4 protein-coding genes are annotated in these 22,822 nt (G+C 72.7%); all 4 read right to left on the bottom strand.

What is annotated here, in order from left to right; translation table 11 throughout:
• Nucleotides 1-73 precede the first annotated feature (73 nt).
• Complete coding sequence (locus tag RVR_RS31050) at nt 74-18,928, bottom strand: type I polyketide synthase (protein ID WP_202239430.1); 18,855 nt, start codon at nt 18,926-18,928, stop codon at nt 74-76.
• Between the two features lie 520 nt (nt 18,929-19,448).
• Nucleotides 19,449-20,366 (bottom strand): alpha/beta hydrolase, encoded by a 918-nt coding sequence (locus RVR_RS31045; RefSeq protein ID WP_202237217.1) that lies wholly within the window; start codon nt 20,364-20,366, stop codon nt 19,449-19,451.
• A gap of 223 nt (nt 20,367-20,589) precedes the next feature.
• Nucleotides 20,590-21,552, bottom strand: coding sequence for an NAD(P)H-quinone oxidoreductase (locus RVR_RS31040; protein WP_202237216.1), 963 nt, complete (start codon nt 21,550-21,552; stop codon nt 20,590-20,592).
• 176 nt (nt 21,553-21,728) lie between these two features.
• Nucleotides 21,729-22,802, bottom strand: coding sequence for an acyl-CoA synthetase family protein (locus RVR_RS31035; RefSeq protein WP_202237215.1), 1,074 nt, complete (start codon nt 22,800-22,802; stop codon nt 21,729-21,731).
• Nucleotides 22,803-22,822: the final 20 nt, after the last annotated feature.

The following is a 22,822-nucleotide window of genomic DNA, read 5'->3' as shown; positions in this document are numbered from 1 at the left end:
GGCTCCGCTGTCTCTGAATCCGTGATCGAGTCAAATAAGGCGCTACGGACGCGATCGTCGACGCCGGTCACGCTCACACTTCGCTTTCGGAAATACCGAGTTCGTCGTCGATGAAGCGGAAGACCTCGTCGGGGGTCTCCCAGTCCTCGTCGGCGTTCTCCTCTTCGGGGGAACGCCACGTGTCGAGCATCGAGCGAAGCCGGTGCGCGATGGCCTCGCGGTCCTCGTCGACGACGTCCGCCCGGGCCAACGTGCTGCTGAGCGCGTCCAGTTGGGCCAGCAGCGCGGCCGCTCCGGTCTCCGCTCCCCCCGCCGTACCGAACTGCTCGGCGAGGTGCGCGGCGAGACGCTGCGGGTTGGGGTAGTCGAAGACCAGGGTCGACGAGACGGTGAGTCCCGTCGCCGTCTGCAACCGGTTGCGCAGTTCGAGGGCGCTGAGCGAGTCGAAGCCCAGCTCCCGGAACGCCTGGGTGGTGTCGATCTGCTCGCGGGAGGCGAAGCCGAGCACCGCCGCGACGTGGTCGCGGACCAGAACGAGGAGCTGGTCCGTACGCTCCGGAAGGGCCAGGGCCGACAGGCGGTCGGCGAGGGTGCCGGACTCCTGGCGGCGGTCGCTCGCCACCGGCCGACCGCGCTTGCCGGCGAGCAGGCCCCAGAGCGGGGGCAGTTCGTCGCGGGTCCGCAGTGCCGCGAGGTCGAGCCGGGTCAGGGCGACGGCCGCCTCCGGACTGCCCAGAGCCGCGTCGAACACCGCCAGGCCCTGCTCCACCGTGAACGGCGGCGTTCCCGACGCGGCGATCCGCCGCATGTCGACATCCGACAACTCACCCGTCAGACCCGCACCTTGGGCCCACGGACCCCAGGCCATCGACACCGCCGGCAACCCCTCCAGCCGCCGATACTGCATCAACGCGTCCAAGAACACATTGCCCGCCGCGTAGTTCCCCTGCCCCGGACTACCCACCACACCGGCCAACGACGAGAACACCACGAACGCCGACAGATCCATCCCCGCCGTCAACTCGTGCAAATACCACGCCGCATCCACCTTCGGCGCCAACACCCGATCCAACCGCTCGACGGTCAACGACGACACCAGACCGTCATCCACCACACCAGCCGTGTGCACCACACCCGTCAGCCGCACACCCGCGAGCACCTCCGCCAGCGCCGCACGATCCGCGACGTCACACGCCCCGACCACGACCTCCGCGCCCAGCGCGCCCAACTCCTCGACCAACTCCCGTGCACCCTCGGCCGCCAGACCCCGACGACTCAGCAGCAGCAGACTCCGCACCCCGTGCACAGCCACCAGGTGACGCGCCACCTCACGGCCCAGACCACCCGTACCACCCGTGACCAGCACCGTGCCCGCACCAAAGCCCACCGACCCCGCGTCCCCGTCGGCCGCAGCCGCGACACGGACCAGGCGCGCGGCCCGCACCACACCGTCGCGGACCACGAGCTGCGGCTCACCGGAATTCACCGCCCCGACCACCACAGCACGGTCGACCGACCCGACCCCCTCACCGGCACCAAGGTCCAGCAAGGTGATCCGCCCCGGATTCTCCGCCTGCGCCGAACGCACCAGACCCCACACCGCCGACGCCGCCACATCCGCCAACACCTCCCCCGGCACCGCCGACACCGCACCCCGCGTCACCACCACCAACCGACCCTCCGCACACCGCTCATCCCCAAGCCACCCCTGCACCTGCGCCAACACCCAACCAGCCAACCCATGAGCCGAACCCACCACCTCACCCGCCGTACCGACCGCCTCCAACACCACGACCTCACCCGGAACCAGATCCTCCACGACGAGGTCCTCCGGGGCGCCCACCACCCGAAGGGGCGCCCCGGGCCCGGCCGCCTCGTCCAAGGCGACCACCGACGACCAGTCGACCGCCAGCACCGCACCCGCCTGCGCGCCGCCGACCGGACCGGTCGCCGTGACCGGCTGGAGCACCAGCGTCCCGATCGTCAGCACCGGGTCACCGTTGCCGTCGGCCAGTTCGACGCTGACGCTGTCGGGGCCGGTACGCACCATGTGCACCCGGGTCGCCGTCGCGCCGCCCGCGTGCAGGGTCACGTCGGCGAAGCTGAACGGCATCCGGCCGGCCGGCGCGGGGTCGAGGCCCGCGAAGGTACTCGCCTGGAGCGCCGCGTCCAGCAGAGCGGGGTGCACACCGAACTTCCGTGCCTGGTCGGCCGCTTCGTCCGCCACGGCCACCTCGGCGAACACTTCCTCCGGTCCGACCCACACCTGCCGCAGCCACTGGAAGGCCGGACCGTAGGCGAACCCCTCGTCCGCGAGGGAGGGGTAGAAGTCCGAGACGTCGACGGACGAGGCGTCGGCCGGCGGCCACTGCCACCCACCCGCACCCGCACCCACCGCGTCCGCGTCCGCGTCCGCGGGCAGGGCATCCCCGAGCACCGCGGTCGCATGCCGCGTCCACGGCTCCTCGTCCGCGGCACGCGCATACACCGTCAAGGACCCACCATCTCCGACCACCACCTGCACCTGAACACTGCCGACCGCAGGCACCACCAACGGCGCCTCCACGACCAACTCCCGCAGACCACCCGCACCCACCGCATCCGCACCGCGGATCGCCAACTCCACGAACCCCGCCCCCGGGAAGACCACCGTCCCGTGCACCGCGTGATCCCCCAACCACGGCTGCGCCCGCAACGACAACCGCGACGTCAACACCACCGTCCCCGACTCCGGCACCGACACCACCGCACCCAGCAACGGATGCTCCGCCGACACCAGACCCGCAGCCGCCACATCACCGCCCGCGAGGGACGCCTGCGGCCAGTAACGGCGGCGCTGGAACGCATACGTCGGCAGATCCACCCGACGGGACCCCGCACCGGCGAACAACGTCTCCCACGCGACCGGCACACCCTCCACGAACAACTGCCCCACCGCGTGGAACACCGTCCGCACATCACCACGGTCCTTGCGCATCAACGCCACCGCCACCGCATCCGACGCGTTGGCCTGCGCCAGACCCGCCACCACACCATCAGGACCCGCATCCACGAACACGTCCACACCCTGCGCCGTCAACCACGCCACACCGTCCGCGAACCGCACCCCCGAACGCACCTGCTGCGCCCAGTACTTCGGCGACGTCATATCCGCCGGCTCACCCGTCAGATTCGACACCACCGCAATCCGCGGCTCGGAGAACGACACATCCGCGATCGCCGCCAGGAAGTCGTCCACCATCGGCTCCATCAACGCCGAGTGGAAGGCGTGCGAGACACGCAGCCGGGTCGTCTTCACCCCCAGCGCCTTGAAGTGCTCACCGACCTCCAAGACCGCGCCCTCCTCACCGGAGACCACCACCGAACCCGGCGCGTTCACCGCCGCCACCGACACCCCGTCCGACAGATGCGGCAGCACCTCCTCCTCCGGCGCGGCAACCGCCACCATCGCCCCACCCACCGGAAGCGCCTGCATCAAACGCGCCCGCGCCCCCACCAACCGACACGCATCCACCAGATCGAACACCCCGGCCACATGCGCGGCCGCCACCTCACCGATGGAGTGCCCCAACAGGTAATCCGGTGTGACGCCGAACGACTCCAACAGCCGGAACAGCGCCACCTCGACCGCGAACAACGCCGGCTGCGCCCAACCGGTGGAGTTCAACGCCTCGGCGTCCTCGCCCCACAGCACCTCCCGCAACGGCGCCTCGAGGTGCCGGTCCAACTCCGCCACCACCTCGTCGAAGGCCGCCGCGAACACCGGCGACTCCTCGTGCAGCCGGCGGCCCATCCCCAGCCGCTGCGCACCCTGACCCGCGAACAACACCGCCACCCGACGACCACTCCGCGCCACACCCTGCGCCACCAGAGCACCCGGCTCCCCCGACGCCAACGCCCCCAAACCTGCCACGAGTTCAGCCCGATCCGCACCCACCACCACCGCACGATGGTCGAACACCGACCGCGACAACAACGCCGCACCCACCGCCGCCGAGCCCCACGACTCCGCCTCCGACACCGCCGACAACAGCCGCTCCGCCTGCGCCCGCAACGCCCCCTCCGAACGACCCGACACCACCCACACCGACCCCGACCCGGACTCGGACCCGGACTCGGCCCCATCCCCTTCCACGACCTCGACCTCGGCCTCCACCCCAGGCGCCGCCTCCAAGATCACGTGCGCGTTCGTCCCCGAGATCCCGAACGACGACACACCCGCCCGCCGCGGACGACCGCTCTCCGGCCAAGCCACCGACTCCGTCAGCAACCGCACCCGACCCTGGCCCCAGTCCACATGCGACGACGGCTCATCCACATGCAACGTCCGCGGCACCACCCCATGCCGCATCGCCAACACCATCTTGATCACACCCGCCACACCCGCAGCCGCCTGCGTATGACCGATGTTCGACTTCAACGACCCCAACAACAACGGCCGCTCCTCCGACCGATCCTGGCCGTAGGTCGCCAGCACCGCCTGAGCCTCGATCGGGTCGCCCAGCGTCGTGCCCGTGCCATGCCCCTCCACCACATCCACATCCCCCGACGACAACCCCGCAGCCGCCAGCGCCTGGCGGATCACCCGCTGCTGCGACGGACCGTTCGGCGCCGTCAACCCGTTCGACGCACCGTCCTGGTTCACCGCACTCGACCGCACCACCGCCAACACCCGATGCCCGTTCCGCTCCGCATCAGACAACCGCTCGACAACCAACACCCCCATCCCCTCACTGAAACCCGTCCCGTCCGCCGCCTCCGCGAACGCCTTGCACCGACCATCAGCCGACAACCCACCCTGCTGCGAGAACCCCACAAACGTGTGCGGCAACGCATTCACCGTCACCCCCGCCACCAACGCCAGCGAGCACTCCCCACCCCGCAACGCCTGACCCGCCAAATGCAACGCCACCAAAGACGACGAACACGCCGTGTCCACCGTCACCGCCGGACCCACCAACCCCAACGCATACGCCACCCGCCCCGACAACACACTCTGCGCACCACCCGTCAACAACTGCGCATCCGCATCCGCATCCACCAACGCCGCCGACACCACCTCCGCATAACCGGACTGGTAACTACCGACGAACACCCCCGTCGCCGAACCCGCCAACGACACCGGATCAATCCCCGCATGCTCCAACGCCTCCCACGACCCCTCCAACAACAACCGCTGCTGAGGATCCGTCGCCAACGCCTCACGCGGCGACATCGCGAAGAACCCCGCATCGAAGTCCAACGCCCCCTCCACGAACCCGCCCGCGTGGGCCAGCTCCGTCAGCAGGCCGGTGTCCCAGCCGCGGTCGCCGGGGAACGCGCCCATGCCGTCCCGGCCCTGCTCCAGCAGGTCCCACAACCGGTCCGGGTCCGAAGCGCCGCCGGGGAAGCGGCAGGACATGCCCACGATGACCAGCGGATCGTCGTCGACCGACCGCAGCACCGGCAGCGCGTCGACCGGAGCGGCGGTGACGCCGCCCAGGCGCTCGCCCACGTACCCGGCGAGACGCACCGCGTTCGGGTAGTCGAAGACGAGCGTCGACGGCAGGCTCAGCTCCGTCACGGCCTGCAACCGGTTGCGCAGCTCGACCGCGGTCAGCGAGTCGAAGCCCACCTCGCGGAAGGGCTGCTCCGCGGCGATCCGGCTGCCGGAGCCGTGCCCCAGCACCGCGGCGGCGTGCTCGCGGACCAGGCCGAGCAGGTGGCTCTGCCGCTGCTCGGGGGTCAGACCGGCCAGCCTGCCGGCAAGGCCGGCCGCCGGCGCCGCGGCTCCCGCGCGGGCCCGGGTCCGGCGCGCCGGGCCGCCGGCGAGCGACCGGAACAGCGCCGGGACCTCGGTCGTGGCCCGCAGGGCCGATGCCTTCAGTTCGGTCAGTCCCAGCAGGGGCAGGCCGGCGGAGAGCGCCTGGTCGAACAGGGCCATCCCCTGCTCCTCCGAGATCGGGAGCATGCCGAGCCGGCCCAGGCGGTGCATGTCGGTGCCGGACAGCGCGCCGGTGAGGCCCAGGCTCTGGTCCCACGGTCCCCATGCCATGGAGATGCCGGCGAGTCCGGCGGCGCGGCGCTGCTGCACGAGGGAGTCGAGGTAGACGTTGCCCGCGGCGTAGTTGCCCTGTCCCGGGCTGCCGATGAGTCCGGCGAGCGAGGAGAACACCACGAACATCGCGAGGTCGCGGTCGCGGGTCAGGTCGTGCAGGTGCCAGGCGGCGTCGACCTTCGGGGTCAGCACGCGGTGGACCTGCTCCGGGGTGAGCGTGGAGATCACGCCGTCGTCCAGGATGCCCGCGGTGTGCACCACTCCCGCGAGCGGCACTCCCGCCAGCACCTCGGCCAGGGCCGACCGGTCGGCGGCGTCGCACGCGACCACCGTGACCTCGGCGCCCTGGGCGGTCAGCTCCTCGACGAGTTCGGCGGCGCCGGGGGCCGTGCCGCCCCGGCGGCTGAGCAGCAGGAGGCTGCGCACGCCGTACGCGGCGACCAGGTGCCGGGCGACCGCGCTGCCGAGGCCGCCGGTTCCGCCGGTGATCAGGACGGTGCCGTCCAGGGCGACGGGCTCGCCGGTCTCGGTCGTGCGCGTCAACTGGGGTGCCAGCAGGGCGCCTTCACGCACCGCGAGCTGCGGCTCGCCGGTGCCGGCCACGCGCGCCAGCAGGTCGCGGGTGGCCCGCGTGCCCTCGTCGGCGTCGACCAGGACGATCCGGCCCGGGTCCTCGCTCTGCGCGGACCGCACCAGGCCCCACACGGCGGCCGCGGCCAGGTCGGTGACGGTCTCGCCGGGCAGGGCGGCGACCGCGCCGCGGGTCAGGACGACCAGTCGGCCGCCGCTGAGGCCCTGCAACTGCCCGAGTGTCCACGCCACGGCCGCGTGCACCGACTCCGGTGAACCGTCGGCCGCGGCGGGTACCTCCAGCAGCACGTCGCCGTCCTGGGCGGGCGCCGCACCGGGCTCCGCGCCGGCCGCCGCACCGGACGCGTCCGGCACCTCGTTCCAGACCAGGGCGAGCATCGTCTCCGGGGCCCGGGCCCCGCCGAGGACCTGCTCCGGGACCGGACGCATGACCAGCGAGCCGATCGACAGGACGGGCGCGCCGGTCTCGTCGGCCAGGACGGCCGTGACGGAGTCCGGTCCCGTGCGCGCCATCCGTATCCGTACGGCCCTCGCGCCGGTGGCGTGCAGGGTGACGTCGTCGAACGTGAAGGGCAGCCGGCCGAGTTCGGTGGGTTCGAGGTCGGCGAAGGTGTTCGGGTGCAGGGCCGCGTCCAGCAGCGCCGGGTGGATGCCGAACGCCGTTGCGGCGGCCGCCTGGTCGTCGGGCAGGGCGGCCTCGGCGTAGATACGGCCGTCGAGGCGCCATGCCCGGGTCAGGCCCTGGAAGACCGGGCCGTAGCCGAACCCGCTGTCGGCGCTGCGCTGGTAGAAGTCCTCCAGGTCCACCGGCGTGCTGCCCGCCGGCGGCCACTCCCCGGCCAGGTCCGCGGTGTCCACGCCCGCTGTCTCGTCGTCGACGGCGCCGATCGCGTGCCGGGTCCACGGCTCGTCCTCGTCGGCTCGGGCGTAGACGGCGACGGTGTGGTCCTCGGCGTCGGCGACCACCTGGACCTGGACGCTTCCGCCGGCCGGAACGGCCAGCGGCGCCTCCACGATCAGCTCCCGAAGCCGGCCCGCGCCGGCGGCGTCCGCACCGCGGATCGCCAGCTCCACGAACCCCGTCCCCGGGAAGATCACCGTCCCGTGCACCGCGTGGTCCCCCAACCACGGCTGCGCCCGCAACGACAACCGCGACGTCAACACCACGGTGTCCGAGCCGGGCACCGACACCACGGCACCCAGCAACGGATGCTCCGCCGACACCAGACCCGCAGCCGCCACGTCCCCCGCCACCAACGAAGGCTGCGGCCAGTACCGCTGGTGCTGGAAGGCGTACGTCGGCAGGCTCACCGGCCGCGGCTTCCGGTCCGCGAACAGACCGTTCCACGTCACGGGGACGCCGTGCACGAACAGCTCCGCGGCCGACAACAGGAACCGGTCCAACCCACCCTCATGACGACGCAACGTACCCGCCGCCACCACACCCTCACCCAACGTGTCCTGCACCGCCACCGTCAACACCGGATGCGGACTCACCTCAACAAACACCGAGAAACCATCCGCCGCCAACGCCCGCGTCGCCCGCTCGAACTCCACCGTCTGCCGCAAATTCCGATACCAATACCCCCCATCCAAACCCGCCGTATCCACCCGCTCACCCGACACCGACGAATACATCGGCACCGAACCCGACACCGGCGCCAACCCCGCCAAATCCGCCAACACCCGATCCTCGATCAACTCCACAAACACCGAATGCGACGCATAATCCACCGGCACCCGACGCGCCCGCACCCCCCGCTCCTCACACACCACCAACAACGCATCCAACTCCTCCACCGGACCCGCCACCACCACACCACCAGGACTGTTCACCACCGCCACCGACAAACCCCCCGACAACAACCCCCGCACACCCTCCACCGGCAACGACACCGCCACCATCCCACCCCTACCCGCCAACGCCCCCGCAATCGCCCGACTCCGCAACGCCACCACCCGCGCACCATCACCCAACGACAAACCCCCCGCCACACACGCCGCCGCAATCTCCCCCTGCGAATGCCCCACCACCGCAGCCGGCACCACACCCCACGAACGCCACACCGCAGCCAACGACACCATCACCGCCCACAACACCGGCTGCACCACATCAACCCGCCCCAACACCACCTCATCCCCCTCACCCAACACCCCCAACAAATCCCACTCCACAAAAGGCCTCAACGCCTCCCCACACAACTCCATCGACTCCCGGAACACCGACGAGGAATTCAGCAGACCCTCCGCCATACCCACCCACTGCGCACCCTGCCCCGGGAAGACGAACACCACCCGACGCTCCTGACCACCGCCGGCAGCGCCGCCCACCAGGTTCCCGGCCGGCTCACCCGCCGCCAACGCCCGCACACCCGACACCAGTTGCTCACGATCCGCACCCACCACCACCGCCCGGTGGTCGAACAGCGAACGCGACAACAACGCCGCACCCACATCCACCGGCTCCACCGAACCCGCCGACCCGGACGACTCCACAGCCGCCAGCAGACGACCCGCCTGACCCCGTAGCCCGTCCTCGGAGCGGGCGGAGAGCACCCATCCCACGGCCGGCGAAACGGCGCCCTGTTGCGGATCGGCGTCCGCCGCGGTGCCGGGCTCGATCCCGGCCGGGACCGCCGCGCCCGCCGGGGGCTCCGGGGTCGCCGGGGCCTCCAGGATCACGTGCGCGTTCGTCCCCGACATCCCGAACGACGACACGCCCGCCCGCCGCGGGCGACCGCTCTCCGGCCAGGCCACCGACTCCGTCAGCAACCGCACCCGACCCTGGTCCCAGTCCACGCGCGAACTCGGCTCGTCCACGTGCAACGTCTGCGGCAGCACCCCGTGCCGCATCGCCAGCACCATCTTGATCACGCCCGCGACACCCGCCGCCGCCTGCGTATGACCGATGTTCGACTTCAACGACCCCAGCCACAAGGGCCGTTCCTCCGGCCGGTCCTGGCCGTACGTGGACAGCAGCGCCTGCGCCTCGATGGGGTCGCCGAGCCGGGTGCCCGTGCCGTGCGCCTCCACGGCGTCCACGTCACCGGAGTTGAGCCCGGCCGCCGCCAACGCCTGCCGGATCACCCGCTGTTGGGACGGACCGTTCGGCGCCGTCAAGCCGTTCGACGCGCCGTCCTGGTTCACCGCGCTGGCACGTACGACCGCCAGCACCCGGTGCCCGTTGCGCTCCGCGTCCGACAACCGCTCCACCACCAGCACACCGACGCCCTCGGACCAGCCGGTGCCGTCCGCACCGTCCGCGAACGCCCTGCACCGGCCGTCGGCCGACAGACCGCCCTGCCGGCTGAACTCCACGAAGGTGCCCGGCGTCGCCATCACCGTCACACCGCCGGCCAGCGCCATCGAGCACTCGCCGGCCCGCAGTGCCTGCCCGGCCAGGTGCAGTGCCACCAGGGACGACGAGCAGGCCGTGTCCACCGTCACCGCGGGGCCTTCGAGACCCAGCGTGTACGCCACCCGGCCGGACGCGACGCTGAAGGCGCCGCCGGTCAGCAGGTGGCCCTGGGTCTCCTCCAGCGGCCTGACCAGCTCGCCGTAGTGCGACTGGCTGATGCCGAACACGACCGCGGTGGAGCTGCCGGCCAGGGACTGCGGGTCGATCCCCGCGTCCTCCAGCGCCTCCCACGAGCTCTCCAGCAGCAGCCGCTGCTGGGGGTCCATCGCCAGGGCCTCGCGGGGCGAGATGCCGAAGAAGGCGCTGTCGAACCCGTCGGCCTCGACGAACCCGCCGCTGCGGGTGACGGAGCTTCCGCTCCGGGTGCCCTCCGCGTCGTAGAGCTGCTCGACGTCCCAGCCGCGGTCGTCGGGGAACCCGGCGATGGCGTCGCCGCCCTCGGCGATGAGCTTCCACAGCTCGTCGGGGTTGGTGACCCCGCCGGGGAAGCGGCAGGCCATGCCCACGATCGCCAGTCGGTCGTCGTCGGCGAGCGCGCGGGCCGGCGTGGCACCGCCCGCCCGGACCTCGACGCCGCCCATCAGGCTCGCCAGGTACTGGGCGAGCCGCAGCGGCGTCGGGTAGTCGTAGACCATCGAGTCCGCCACCGGCAGGCCGGTGCCGCGCTTGACGCGGTTGCGCAGTTCGACGCCCATCAGCGAGTCGAAGCCCATCTCCCGGAACGCCGTGGTGACGTTCAGGTGCTGGCCCGACGCGTGGCCGAGGACGGCCGCCGCGTGGTCGCGGATGAGGGTGAGGAGGAAGTCCTCGCGTTCCGGCTCGGTCAGCCGGGCCATCCGCTCGGCCAGGCCGCCGGCGAGCTGCTGCTCCCCGGCCCGGCGCCGGGCCCGGCCGCCCGCCAGCGAACGGAAGACGGGCAGGTCGTCGCGGGCCCGGAGGGCGGCGAGGTCCAGGCTGGCGAGTCCGAGGAGTGCCCGGTCGGACGCGAGAGCGCGGTCGAAGAGGGCCAGGCCCTCCGGCACCGACAGCGGCCGCATGCCCGAGCGGGCCAGCCGGCGCATGTCGGCCTCGGTGAGCGCGGCGGTCAGGCCCACGTCCTGCGTCCAGGCGCCCCAGGCCATCGAGACGCCGGGCAGACCGGCGTGGCGCCGGGCCTGCATCAGCGCGTCGAGGAAGACGTTGCCGGCCGCGTAGTTGGCCTGACCGGGGTTGCCGAGGATGCCGGACAGCGAGGAGAACACGGCGAAGAACGCCAGGTCCGCCCCGGCGGTCAGCTCGTGCAGGTGCCAGGCCGCGTCCACCTTGGGCACGAGCACCCGGTCCAGGCGTTCAGCGGTCAACGACGACACCAGACCGTCGTCCACCACACCGGCCGTGTGCACCACACCCGTCAGCCGCACACCCGCGAGCACCTCCGCCAGCGCCGCACGATCCGCGACGTCACACGCCCCGACCACGACCTCCGCGCCCAGCGCGCCCAACTCCTCGACCAACTCCCGCGCACCCTCGGCCGCCAGACCCCGACGACTCAGCAGCAGCAGACTCCGCACCCCGTGCACCGCCACCAGGTGACGCGCCACCTCACGGCCCAGACCACCCGTACCGCCCGTGACCAGCACCGTGCCCTCGGGCTCCGGGCGCGCCTCGGGTGCGTCCTGCGCGGTGACGCGGACCAGCCGCGCCGCGCGGATCTCCTCGCCGCGCAGGGCGAGTTGCGGCTCGCCGCCGCGCAGCGCCAGCGCCAGCCGCCGGACGTCGAGGTCGATGCCGGGCTCCGTGTCCACGAGGACGACCCGGCCCGGGTGCTCCCTCTGCGCGGTGCGCAGCAGCCCCCACACCGCGGCCGCGCCGAGGTCCGGCACGGGCTCGTCGTGGCCCGCGGAGACCGCGCCGCGGGTGAGCGCGACCAGGGTGGTGTCGGCGAAGCGCTCCTCGGCCAGCCAGGACTGAAGCTGCTCCAGGGCCCACCGCGTCGTGGCGTGCACGGCCCGCACCATGTCGTCGGGCGCCCCGCCCGACACGGCGAGCACCACGTACCGCGGCGGGTTGCCGTCGGCGAGGACGCCGTCGAGGTGCGGGTACGCCGGTTCCGGCAGCCACGAAGGGTCGGCCGTGGGCGCCTGGACGAACGCGAACGCCGGGCCGCCCGGAGCGTCCACTCCGTCCGGAACTCCCGCGCCCTCGGCGGAGTCCGCGCCGGTCTCCGCCGCGGGCAGCGCCGGCCAGTCGAGGGCCAGCGCCGTCCCGTTCCGGGAGGCGGCCAAGGGTCCGGAGGCGGGAGCCGCGCCCAGCGTCACGGAGCCGATGGACAGCACCGGCTCGCCGTTGCCGTCGAAGAGTTCCACGCTCACGCGGTCCGGGCCCGTACGGACCACCCGGGCGCGTGCCGCCGTCGCGCCCTCGGCGTGCAGGGTCACGTCGGCGAAGCCGGTCCACACCCGCCCGGCCGGGACGGGGTCCGGCTCCGCGAAGGCGCTCGCCCGGAGGGCCGCCTCCAGCAGGTCCGGGTGAACGCCGAACTTGCGCGCCCGGTCGGCCTCGTTCTCTGCCACGGCCACCTCGGCGAAGACCTCGCCGTCGGCCTGCCAGACCTGCCGCAGCCCCTGGAGGGCCGGGCCGTCCGCGAGACCGTCACCGTCGGTCGCCTCGGAGAGGTCGGGGAGGTCCACGCGCGAGTCCGCGGCGGGCGGCCACGGCCAGTCGGCCGCCCCGGCGGCGAGGGCGTCACCGAGCACGGCGGTCGCGTGCCGGGTCCACGGGTCGTCGTCGGTGGCGCGCGAGTAGATCTCCAGCCGGCCGTCCGCCACGACGACCTGGACCTGGACGCTCGCGGTCTCCGGAACGACCAGCGGGGCTTCCACCTCCAACTCCCGCAGCCCGCCCGCGCCCACGGCGTCCGCGCCGCGGATCGCCAGCTCCACGAGACCGGCACCGGGGAAGACCACCGTCCCCTGGACGGCGTGGCCGGCCAGCCACGGCTGTGTACGTGCCGAGAGCCGCGAGGTCAGCACGACGGCACCCGAACCGGGCACCGACACCACCGCGCTCAGCAACGGGTGCTCGGCGGACGCCAGACCGGCGGCGATCACGTCGCCGCCCGCGAGGGACGCCTGCGGCCAGTAACGGCGGCGCTGGAACGCATACGTCGGCAGATCCACCCGACGGGGCCCCGCACCGGCGAACAACGTCTCCCACCCGACCGGCACACCCTCCACGAACAACTGCCCCACCGCGTGGAACACCGTCCGCACATCACCACGATCCTTGCGCATCAACGCCACCGCCACCGCATCCGACGCGTTGGCCTGCGCCAGACCCGCCACCACACCATCAGGACCCGCATCCACGAACACGTCCACACCCTGCGCCGTCAACCACGCCACACCGTCCGCGAACCGCACCCCCGAACGCACCTGCTGCGCCCAGTACTTCGGCGACGTCATATCCGCCGGCTCACCCGTCAGATTCGACACCACCGCAATCCGCGGCTCCGAGAACGACACATCCGCGATCGCCGCCAGGAAGTCGTCCACCATCGGCTCCATCAACGCCGAATGGAAGGCGTGCGAGACGCGCAGCCGAGTCGTCTTCACCCCCAACGCCTTGAAATGCTCACCGACCGCGAGCACAGCGGACTCCTCACCGGAGACCACCACCGAACCCGGCGCGTTCACCGCCGCCACCGACACCCCGTCCGACAGATGCGGCAGCACCTCCTCCTCCGGCGCGGCAACCGCCACCATCGCCCCACCCACCGGAAGCGCCTGCATCAAACGCGCCCGCGCCCCCACCAACCGACACGCATCCACCAGATCAAACACCCCGGCGACGTAAGCCGCAGCCACCTCACCAATGGAGTGCCCCAGCAGGTAATCCGGTGTGACGCCAAAGGATTCGAGCAGCCGGAACAGCGCCACCTCGACGGCGAACAACGCCGGCTGCGCCCAACCCGTCGAGTTCAACGCCTCCGCGTCCTCACCCCACACCACCTCCCGCAACGGAACGTCGAGGTGCCGGTCCAACTCCGCCACCACCTCGTCGAAAGCCGCCGCGAACACCGACGACTCCTCGTGCAGCCGGCGGCCCATCCCCAGCCGCTGCGCACCCTGACCCGCGAACAACACCGCCACCCGACGACCACTCCGCGCCACACCCTCCACCGCGTTCCCCGCCGCCTCACCGGCCGCCAACGCCCGCAACCCCGCCGTCAGTTCCTCACGCCCACTGCCCACCACCACCGCACGGTGCTCGAACACCGACCGCGACAACAACGCCCCACCCACATCCACCGGATCCAGCCCCTCGGCCACCGACAACAGCCGCTCCGCCTGCGCCCGCAACGCCCCCTCCGAACGACCCGACACCACCCACACCGTCTCGGAGGCGTGCTCGGCCCCAGCCCCTCCCGCGACCTCCACCTCGACCTCGGACTCCACCGCGGGAGCCGCCTCCAAGATCACGTGCGCGTTCGTCCCCGAGATCCCGAACGACGACACACCCGCCCGCCGCGGACGACCGCTCTCCGGCCATGCCACCGACTCCGTCAGCAACCGCACCCGACCCTGGCCCCAGTCCACATGCGACGACGGCTCATCCACATGCAACGTCCGCGGCACCACCCCATGCCGCATCGCCAACACCATCTTGATCACACCCGCCACACCCGCAGCCGCCTGCGTATGACCGATGTTCGACTTCAACGACCCCAACAACAACGGCCGCTCCTCCGACCGATCCTGGCCGTAGGTCGCCAACACCGCCTGAGCCTCGATCGGGTCGCCCAACGTCGTGCCCGTGCCATGCCCCTCCACCACATCCACATCCCCCGACGACAACCCCGCAGCCGCCAGCGCCTGCCGGATCACCCGCTGCTGCGACGGACCGTTCGGCGCCGTCAACCCGTTCGACGCACCGTCCTGGTTCACCGCACTCGACCGCACCACCGCCAACACCCGATGCCCGTTCCGCTCCGCATCAGACAAACGCTCGACAACCAACACCCCCATCCCCTCACTGAAACCCGTCCCGTCCGCCGCCTCCGCGAACGCCTTGCACCGACCATCAGCCGACAACCCACCCTGCTGCGAGAACCCCACAAACGTGTGCGGCAACGCATTCACCGTCACACCCGCCACCAACGCCAGCGAGCACTCCCCACCCCGCAACGCCTGACCCGCCAAATGCAACGCCACCAAAGACGACGAACACGCCGTGTCCACCGTCACCGCCGGACCCACCAACCCCAACGCATACGCCACCCGCCCCGACAACACACTCTGCGCACCACCCGTCAACAACTGCGCATCCGCATCCGCATCCACCAACGCCGCCGACACCACCTCCGCATAACCGGACTGGTAACTGCCGACGAACACCCCCGTCGCCGAACCCGCCAACGACACCGGATCAATCCCCGCATGCTCCAACGCCTCCCACGACCCCTCCAACAACAACCGCTGCTGAGGATCCGTCGCCAACGCCTCACGCGGCGACATCGCGAAGAACCCCGCATCGAAGTCCAACGCCCCCTCCACGAACCCGCCGGCCAGGCGGCCCGCGGTGTCGGGGCCGTAGAGGTGTTCCAGGTCCCAGTCGCGGTCGGTCGGGAAGCCGGTGATCGCGTCGCGCTCACCGATGACGAGGTCCCACATCTGCTCGGGGCCGGCGACGCCGCCGGGGAAGCGGCAGGACATGCCCACGATGACCAGCGGATCGTCGGCGACCGGGGCGGCGGGCAGCGGGAGCGCGGTGTCGTCGGCGGACCGGGTGCCGCCGAGCCGGCCGGCCAGGAAGGCCGCGAGGCGGGCGGGCGTGGGGTAGTCGAACACCATGCTGCTCGGGATGGGCAGGCCGGTGGCGCTCTGCAACCGGTTGCGCAGGTCGACCGCGGTCATCGAGTCGAACCCCGCCGACCGGAAGGGCACGGTGGGGTCCACGTCGGCACCGCCGCGGTGGCCGAGCAGGGCGGCGGCGTGGTCGCGGACCACCGAGAGCAGGTGGGCGTCGCGCTCCTTGGCGGACATCGGGGCCAGCTTGCCGAGGAACGCGTCGTCCTGGTCGCCGGTGGCGGGCGCGAGCCCGGGCGTGGCGCCGGCATCGGCCTCCAGGAGCCGGACGGGCTCCTGGCCGAGGCCGATGACGGAGTGCCGGTCGCGCTGGAAGGCGTACGTGGGCAGCTTGATCCGCCGCGGCCGCGAGCCCTCGAAGAGGGCGGCCCACGCGACGGGCACGCCGTGCACGTGGACCTGGGCGACCGAGGTGAGGAAGCGGTCCAGGCCGCCCTGGTCGCGGCGCAGGCTGCCGGTGACGACGGCCGTGCGGCCCGCGGCCGCGTCGGGGCCGCCGGGTCCGGTGCGGCCGTCGGGACCGGCCGCGCCGTCCTGGCCGTCCGCCTCGCCGAGGGAGTCCAGGGTGTCCTGGACCGGCACGGTGAGCACCGGGTGCGGGCTGACCTCGACCAGGACCGATATCCCGTCGGCGGCGAGCGCGCGGGTGGCGGTCTCGAACCGCACCGTCTGCCGGAGGTTGCGGTACCAGTAGCGGGCGTCGAGTTCCGTGGTGTCCACGGGGGCGCCGGTCACGGAGGAGTACATCGGCACCGTGCCCGCGCGCGGGCGCAGCGGTGCCAGGTCGGCGAGCAGCCGGTCCTCGATCTCCTCGACGGCCGCGGAGTGCGAGGCGTAGTCCACGGAGACCGGGCGGACCCGGATCCCGGTGTCCGCGCACCGCGCCGCCAGTTCCCCGACGGCCGCGGACTCGCCGGACACGACGACCGAGCCGGGGCCGTTGACCGTGGCGATGGACAGCCGGCCGTCCCAGGGGGCGATGAGGTCCGCGGCCTCGGGGGCGGGCAGTGCCACGACGGCCATGCCGCCGCGGCCGGTGAGGGTCTGGGCGATGGCCTGGCTGCGCAGGGCCACCACGCGGGCGCCGTCGTCCAGGGACAGGCCGCCGGCGACGCAGGCGGCGGCGATCTCGCCCTGGGAGTGCCCCACGACGGCGGCGGGTTCGACGCCCATCCAGCGCCACAGTCGGGCGAGGGAGACCATGACGGCCCACAGCGCGGGTTGGACCACGTCGACGCGTTCGAGGGCGGCCCGGTCGTCGAGGACGTCGGTGAGCGACCAGTCGACGTAGGGGCGCAGCGCCTGGGCGCACTCCTCGATCGCCGCGCGGAAGACCGGTGAGTCCGCCATCAGCCCGGTCGCCATGCCGGTCCACTGGGCGCCCTGGCCGGGGAAGACGAACGCCACCCGGTGGTCGGGCCGCGCGTGGCCCTGGACGAGTCCGGCGGCGGGCTCGCCCGCGGCCAGGGCGGCGAGTCCGGTGGTCAGCTCCTGCGCTTCGCGGCCGACGACGACGGCGCGGTGGGGGAAGGCGGAGCGCGAGCCGACCAGCGACCAGGCGACATCGGCGGGGTCCGGCGCGGGGTCGGCGGCCATCCGGTCCAGCAGCAGTTCGGCCTGGGCGCGCAGGGCCGCCGGGGACTTGGCGGACACGACGAGGGCGAGTTCGGCGGGGCCGGGGTGCGCGTCGGCCGCGGGGCCGGGGGCGGTCTCGGGGGCGGGCGGGGCCTCGGCCCGCACCGGGGAGCTGAGCACGACGTGGCAGTTGGTGCCGCCCATGCCGAACGAGGACACGCCGGCGTGCAGCGTGCCCGCGGGCTCCGGCCACGGACCGGGTTCGGCGGCGACCCGCAGGTTCCACTCGTCGGCGCGGATGTCGGGGTTGAGCCGTCGGAAGTTCAGGCTGGCCGGGATCCGGCGGTGCTTGAGCATGAGGGCGACCTTGAGCAGGCCGGTGATGCCGGCGGCGCCTTCCAGGTGGCCGACGTTGGTCTTCACGGAGCCGACGAGCAGGGGGTGTTCGCGGTCGGGGTCGGTGCCGAGGGCATGGCCGAGGGCCTCGGCCTCGACCGGGTCGCCGACCTTGGTTCCGGTTCCGTGCAGTTCGACGTACTGCACCGCGCCGGGGGCGATGCCGGCCCGGTCGTAGGCGCGGGTGAGCACCTCGCGCTGGCCGGTCACGGTCGGCACCAGCAGGCTGTCGCCGGCGCCGTCGTTGTTGACGGCGCTGCCGCGGATGACGCAGTAGACGTCGTCGCCGTCGGCCAGCGCGTCCCGGAGGGGCTTGAGGACGACGAAGCCGCCGCCCTCGCCGCGGACGTAGCCGTTGGCCCGCTCGTCGAAGGTGAAGCACCTTCCGTCGGGGGACAGCGCGCCGAGCCGGGCCTCCAGGAGGGCCGTCTGCTCGGTGAGGTTGAGGTTGACGCCGCCGGCGAGGGCGAGCCGCGCCTCTCCGGTGCGCAGCGCCTCGCAGGCCATGTGGACCGCGACGAGGGAGGAGGACTGGCCGGTGTCGACGGTCATGCTCGGCCCGCGCAGTCCCGCGAAGTACGAGATGCGGTTGGCGATGACGGCCCGGTGCGTGCCGGCCATGGTGTGGTGGTTGAGCGCCTGGGGGCTGCGCAGGGAGGTCAGGTGGGCGTGGTCGCTGGCCATCGCTCCGACGTAGACGCCCACCGGCAGGCCGCGCAGCGTCTCGGGGACGACGCCGGCGTCCTCCAGTGCCTCCCAGCCGAGTTCGAGGGCCAGGCGCTGCTGGGGGTCCATCTCGGCGCTCTCGCGCGGCGAGACGCCGAAGAAGGCCGCGTCGAAGGCGTCCGGCGCGTCGATGAAGGCGCCGCGGCGGACGAGGGCCCGCAGGGCGTCGTCGTGGCCGTCGTTGCCGGGCCGGTCGGGCCAGCGGTCCGCGGGGACCTCGCCGACGGCGCTGGTGCCGGTGCGCAGCAGCCGCCAGAAGCCGGCGGGGTCCGGTGCCTGCGGGAGGCGGCACGCCATTCCGATGACGGCGACGTCCGAGTCGGAGAATTCGTGGTCCATCGATTCGGCGTGGCCTTCGGCTGTCACTTCTCGCCCCTACCTAGGTCGTCCCTGATCCCGGCGTCCTGCGCTGAGCCCGGCTTCTGGTCCTCCGCGGGAACGCTATTGCGGAAAGGAAGGACTTCGTCCCCCTAACGGCCCCTGGAGGTCTTCCCTTTGACCCCTAACGCAGGTAGGGGTGACCGTCGGTGACGGGGAGCGGGCCCTCCGGGTGGCGGTCGCGGCCGGTCGGGGTGCCCGGCCGCCGTCCGCGGGGATCGCCCCTGGTCGACGCCCTCCTCCCGGGCGCGCGTCGCCGCTCACGGGGATCGGGGTCCGCGGTGGTCCGGTGTGATCTGCGCCGCAGGAACGGGCTGTCGGGAATACCCTCCCGATGTCGTTCCGGTGGCGGGAGCGGTACGGGATTCGCGGCGCAATTCCGTCTGCCGGGCGGCCGGTTCCGCGGCCCTCTCCCGGGGGTGGAAAAACAACCGGGACGCCCGCGGGGGAACGGGCGTCCCGGAGAAGGGGAGGTTTTATGTCACGTGTGTTGCGTCCAGGCTTCCTGGAGGAAGTCCGTCACCTGGCGCAGGGCCTCGCCGGCGGCCGGCACCATCCCGCGCATGGAGAAGAAGGCGTGGATCATGCCGTCGTAGCGGCGGTTCTCGACGTGGACGCCGAGCGCGCGCAGCCGGTCGGCGTAGGCCTCGCCCTCGTCGCGCAGCGGGTCGAACTCGCCGGTGACCACGAGGGTCGGGGGCGCGGCCGCGAGCACCTCGTCGGCGGCGAACAGCGGCGACGCCCACGGGTGGCGCGGGTCCTGGTCGCCGAGGTAGTTCTCGCTGAACCAGCGCAGGGTGTCCTCGGTGAGCAGGTAGCCCTGCCCGTTCTCGCGGACCGAGGGGTGCTTCCTAGTCTGGTCGGTGACGGGGTAGAGCAGCGCCTGCGCCCGGAACCGGCCGGGCAGTTCGTTGACGAGCACGGCACTGAGGTTGCCGCCCGCCGAGTCGCCGGCCACCGCCAGCCGCTGGGTGTCGCCGCCGTACGCGTCGCCCGTCCGCATCGCCCACTTGGCGACGGTGAGGGCGTCCTCGACCGCGGCGGGGAAGCAGTGGTCGGGGGCGAGGCGGTAGCCGACGCTGACCACCAGGCAGTCGGCGTGCGCGCTCAGGTCGCGGGCCACGCCGTCGTACCCGTCGAGGCTGCCGAGCACCCAGCCGCCGCCGTGGAAGAAGAGCAGGATCGGGTGCGGGCCCGGGCTGTCCGGCCAGTACAGCCGGACCGGCACCCCGTCGGCGGTGGTGCGCTCGGTGCGGCCGATCGCCGCCGGTTCGCCGCCGAGCCCGGCGAGTTGGTCATAGTTCGCCCGCGCGAGGGGCATCGGCAGCTCGTGCAGCTGCCTGTCGCCGGCGGCGTCAAGGATGTCGAGGACGGCCTTGACCGCGGGGTCGAGTGGCATCGGGAACTCCGTTCCGGCATCGTCTGTGCCGACGATGCGAGCGAGCGCCGGCCGAGGTGGGGGCCGGCGCGGGGCAGGTGGGGGGCGGTGCGGTGTCGTCGCCGGGCGGGCTCCTCGGTACCCGCTCGGCACGGGGGCGTCCGTCGCGGTGGCGGCACCGGGGCCGGACACCCCGGAAGGCCGCCGGCCGCGGGGCGGGAGGCGGGCGCCGGACGACGGGCGGTTACGGCAGCAGGAGGATCTTGCCGACGTGGTCGCTCGCCTCGATCAGGCGGTGCGCCTCGGCCGCCTCGGCCAGCGGCAGGGCGGTGTGCACGACCGGCTTGACGGTGCCCGCCTCGACCAGGGGCCACACCTCCCGCTCGACTCCGGCGACGATGCGCGACTTGTCGGCCCGCGGCCGGGCGCGCAGCGACGTCGCCGAGACCGAACCGCGCCGGTTGAGCAGCAGCGCGAGGTCCAGTTCGGCCTTGCGGCCGCCCTGGAGGCCGATGACGGTGATCCGGCCGTTCGGGGCGAGGGCCTCGACGTTGTCCGCGAGGTACTTCGCGCCGATGATGTCGAGGATGACGTCGGCGCCGGCACCGGAGGTGAACTCCTTCGTGGCCAGCACGAAGTCCTCGGTGGTGTAGTCGACCGCGAGGTCCGCGCCGAGGGCCCGCAGCCGGTCGTGCTTGGCCGCGCGGGCGGTCACCACTACCGACGCGCCCAGTGCCTTGCCCAGTTGGATCGCGAAGGTGCCGATGCCGCTGCCGCCGCCGTGGACCAGCAGCGTCTCGCCCTCCCGCAGGGCGTCGCGGTCGACCACGTTGGACCAGACCGTGCAGGCGACCTCGGGCAGGGCCGCCGCGTCCCGCAGGGACACCCCGGCCGGCACCGGCAGGGTGTGCGCGGCGGGTACCGCGACCCGCTCGGCGTAGCCGCCGCCGGCCAGCAGGCAGGCGACCTCGTCGCCGACCCGGCGCCCCTTCACCCCGATGCCGAGGGCGCTGACCACGCCCGAGACCTCCAGCCCCGGGTAGGGCGCGGCGCCCGGCGGCGGCGGGTACAGGCCCTGCCGCTGGGAGACGTCGGCCCGGTTGACACCGGCCGCGGCCACGTCGACGACCACCTCGCCCGGTCCGGGCCTGGGGTCCTCGACCTCGCGCAGCACGAGCTGCTTGTCCTCGATGACGATCGCTTGCATGGGTGTCAGGGGCCGCAGTGCCCCGGCGGGGCCGCTTCCCGTTCCTCCTTCGAGTCCGTGTGTGCGGTTCCGCCTCCCCGTCCCGCGGGCGCGGTTCCGCTGCGGGCCGCGCCGGTGGCGGCGCGGCACCGTCCGCGAGGCGCGGGACGGTGCCGGGTCGCCTGGGTGGGCGGCTGTCAGTAGATGCCCTCCGGGGCGTTCCTGGTGATCTGGAGGGGCATGACGTTGGCGACGCCGTCGCAGGGGTAGGCGGCGCCGGTGTCGTACCGGACGGCCTGGTCCCGTTCGAGGAAGTTGGGCAGGAGCAGGTCGGGGTGCAGGACGTTCAGCATGACCTGGCCCTGCTCGCCGAACCCGACCTCGCGGGTCCAGTCCTGCTTGTCGACCACGCGGGCGGTGACGTTGGGGTAGTTCGGCAGGTACGGCAGGATCTCGCCGTCGTCCTCGTCCGGGATGCCGGCCGAGGTGCCGAAGGTGTTGCCGTAGCTGCGCCCCACGATGGCGCCGCTGCCGCCGTTGAGGGTCTCCTTGAACGTGCGGAACATGGCCGGGGTGCAGTGGGTGCCGCTGACCCGTACGCCCTTGAGCTTCGCGGCCAGCTCCGGGGCGCGCCGGATGAGGGCGGTGAGCAGGGCCGACGTGGTGTTGAGGTAGTCGATCGGCTGGCTGGCAAGGATGTTGGTGATCTGGCCGAGGACGTGGTCGGTGTACTCGTCGGCCTCGGCGAGCTTGCCGGCGCGGATGAGCCGCTTGACCCACCGCGGGTCGATGTCGACGATGTACATCCGCCCGCCGTAGGACGACAGTTCCTGGACGCCGAGGCCGATCACGTGCGGTCCGGTGGGGGTGCCCTGCACCCAGTTGCCGTCGGGGCGGAAGCCCTCGGTGTGGAACGACCAGTGCCGCCACGCCTGCCGGTGCTGGAGCATGGCGGGCGTGTACAGGATGCGCTTGGGGTCGCCGGTGGTGCCGCCGGAGTCGAAGACCCGGCCGGCGATCGGCCGCGGCACCGCCTGGGGAACCAGGTCGGCGGGGTCGAGCTTGCGCAGCACGGACAGCGGGAACGGCCCGAGCGCGCTCAGCTCGTCGTAGCGGGTGATCTCCAGCGGGTCGAAGTCCAGCTCCGCCGCGCGCTTGAGCCAGTAGGGGCTGCCGGTTCCGGGGTCGAAGTGCCGTCGGACCACCTGCCGGGTCCACTCGTCGAGGTCGGTCTGCAGGAACTGGTCGACCAGAGCCAGTGATTCGTTCATGCCTGGCGCGCCTTTCTGGG

Source organism: Streptomyces sp. SN-593, from assembly GCF_016756395.1.
In the GTDB taxonomy this organism is placed as follows: domain Bacteria; phylum Actinomycetota; class Actinomycetes; order Streptomycetales; family Streptomycetaceae; genus Actinacidiphila; species Actinacidiphila reveromycinica.
Note: the sequence above shows the minus strand (reverse complement) of the source record. Positions and strands in the feature narration are given on the sequence as shown.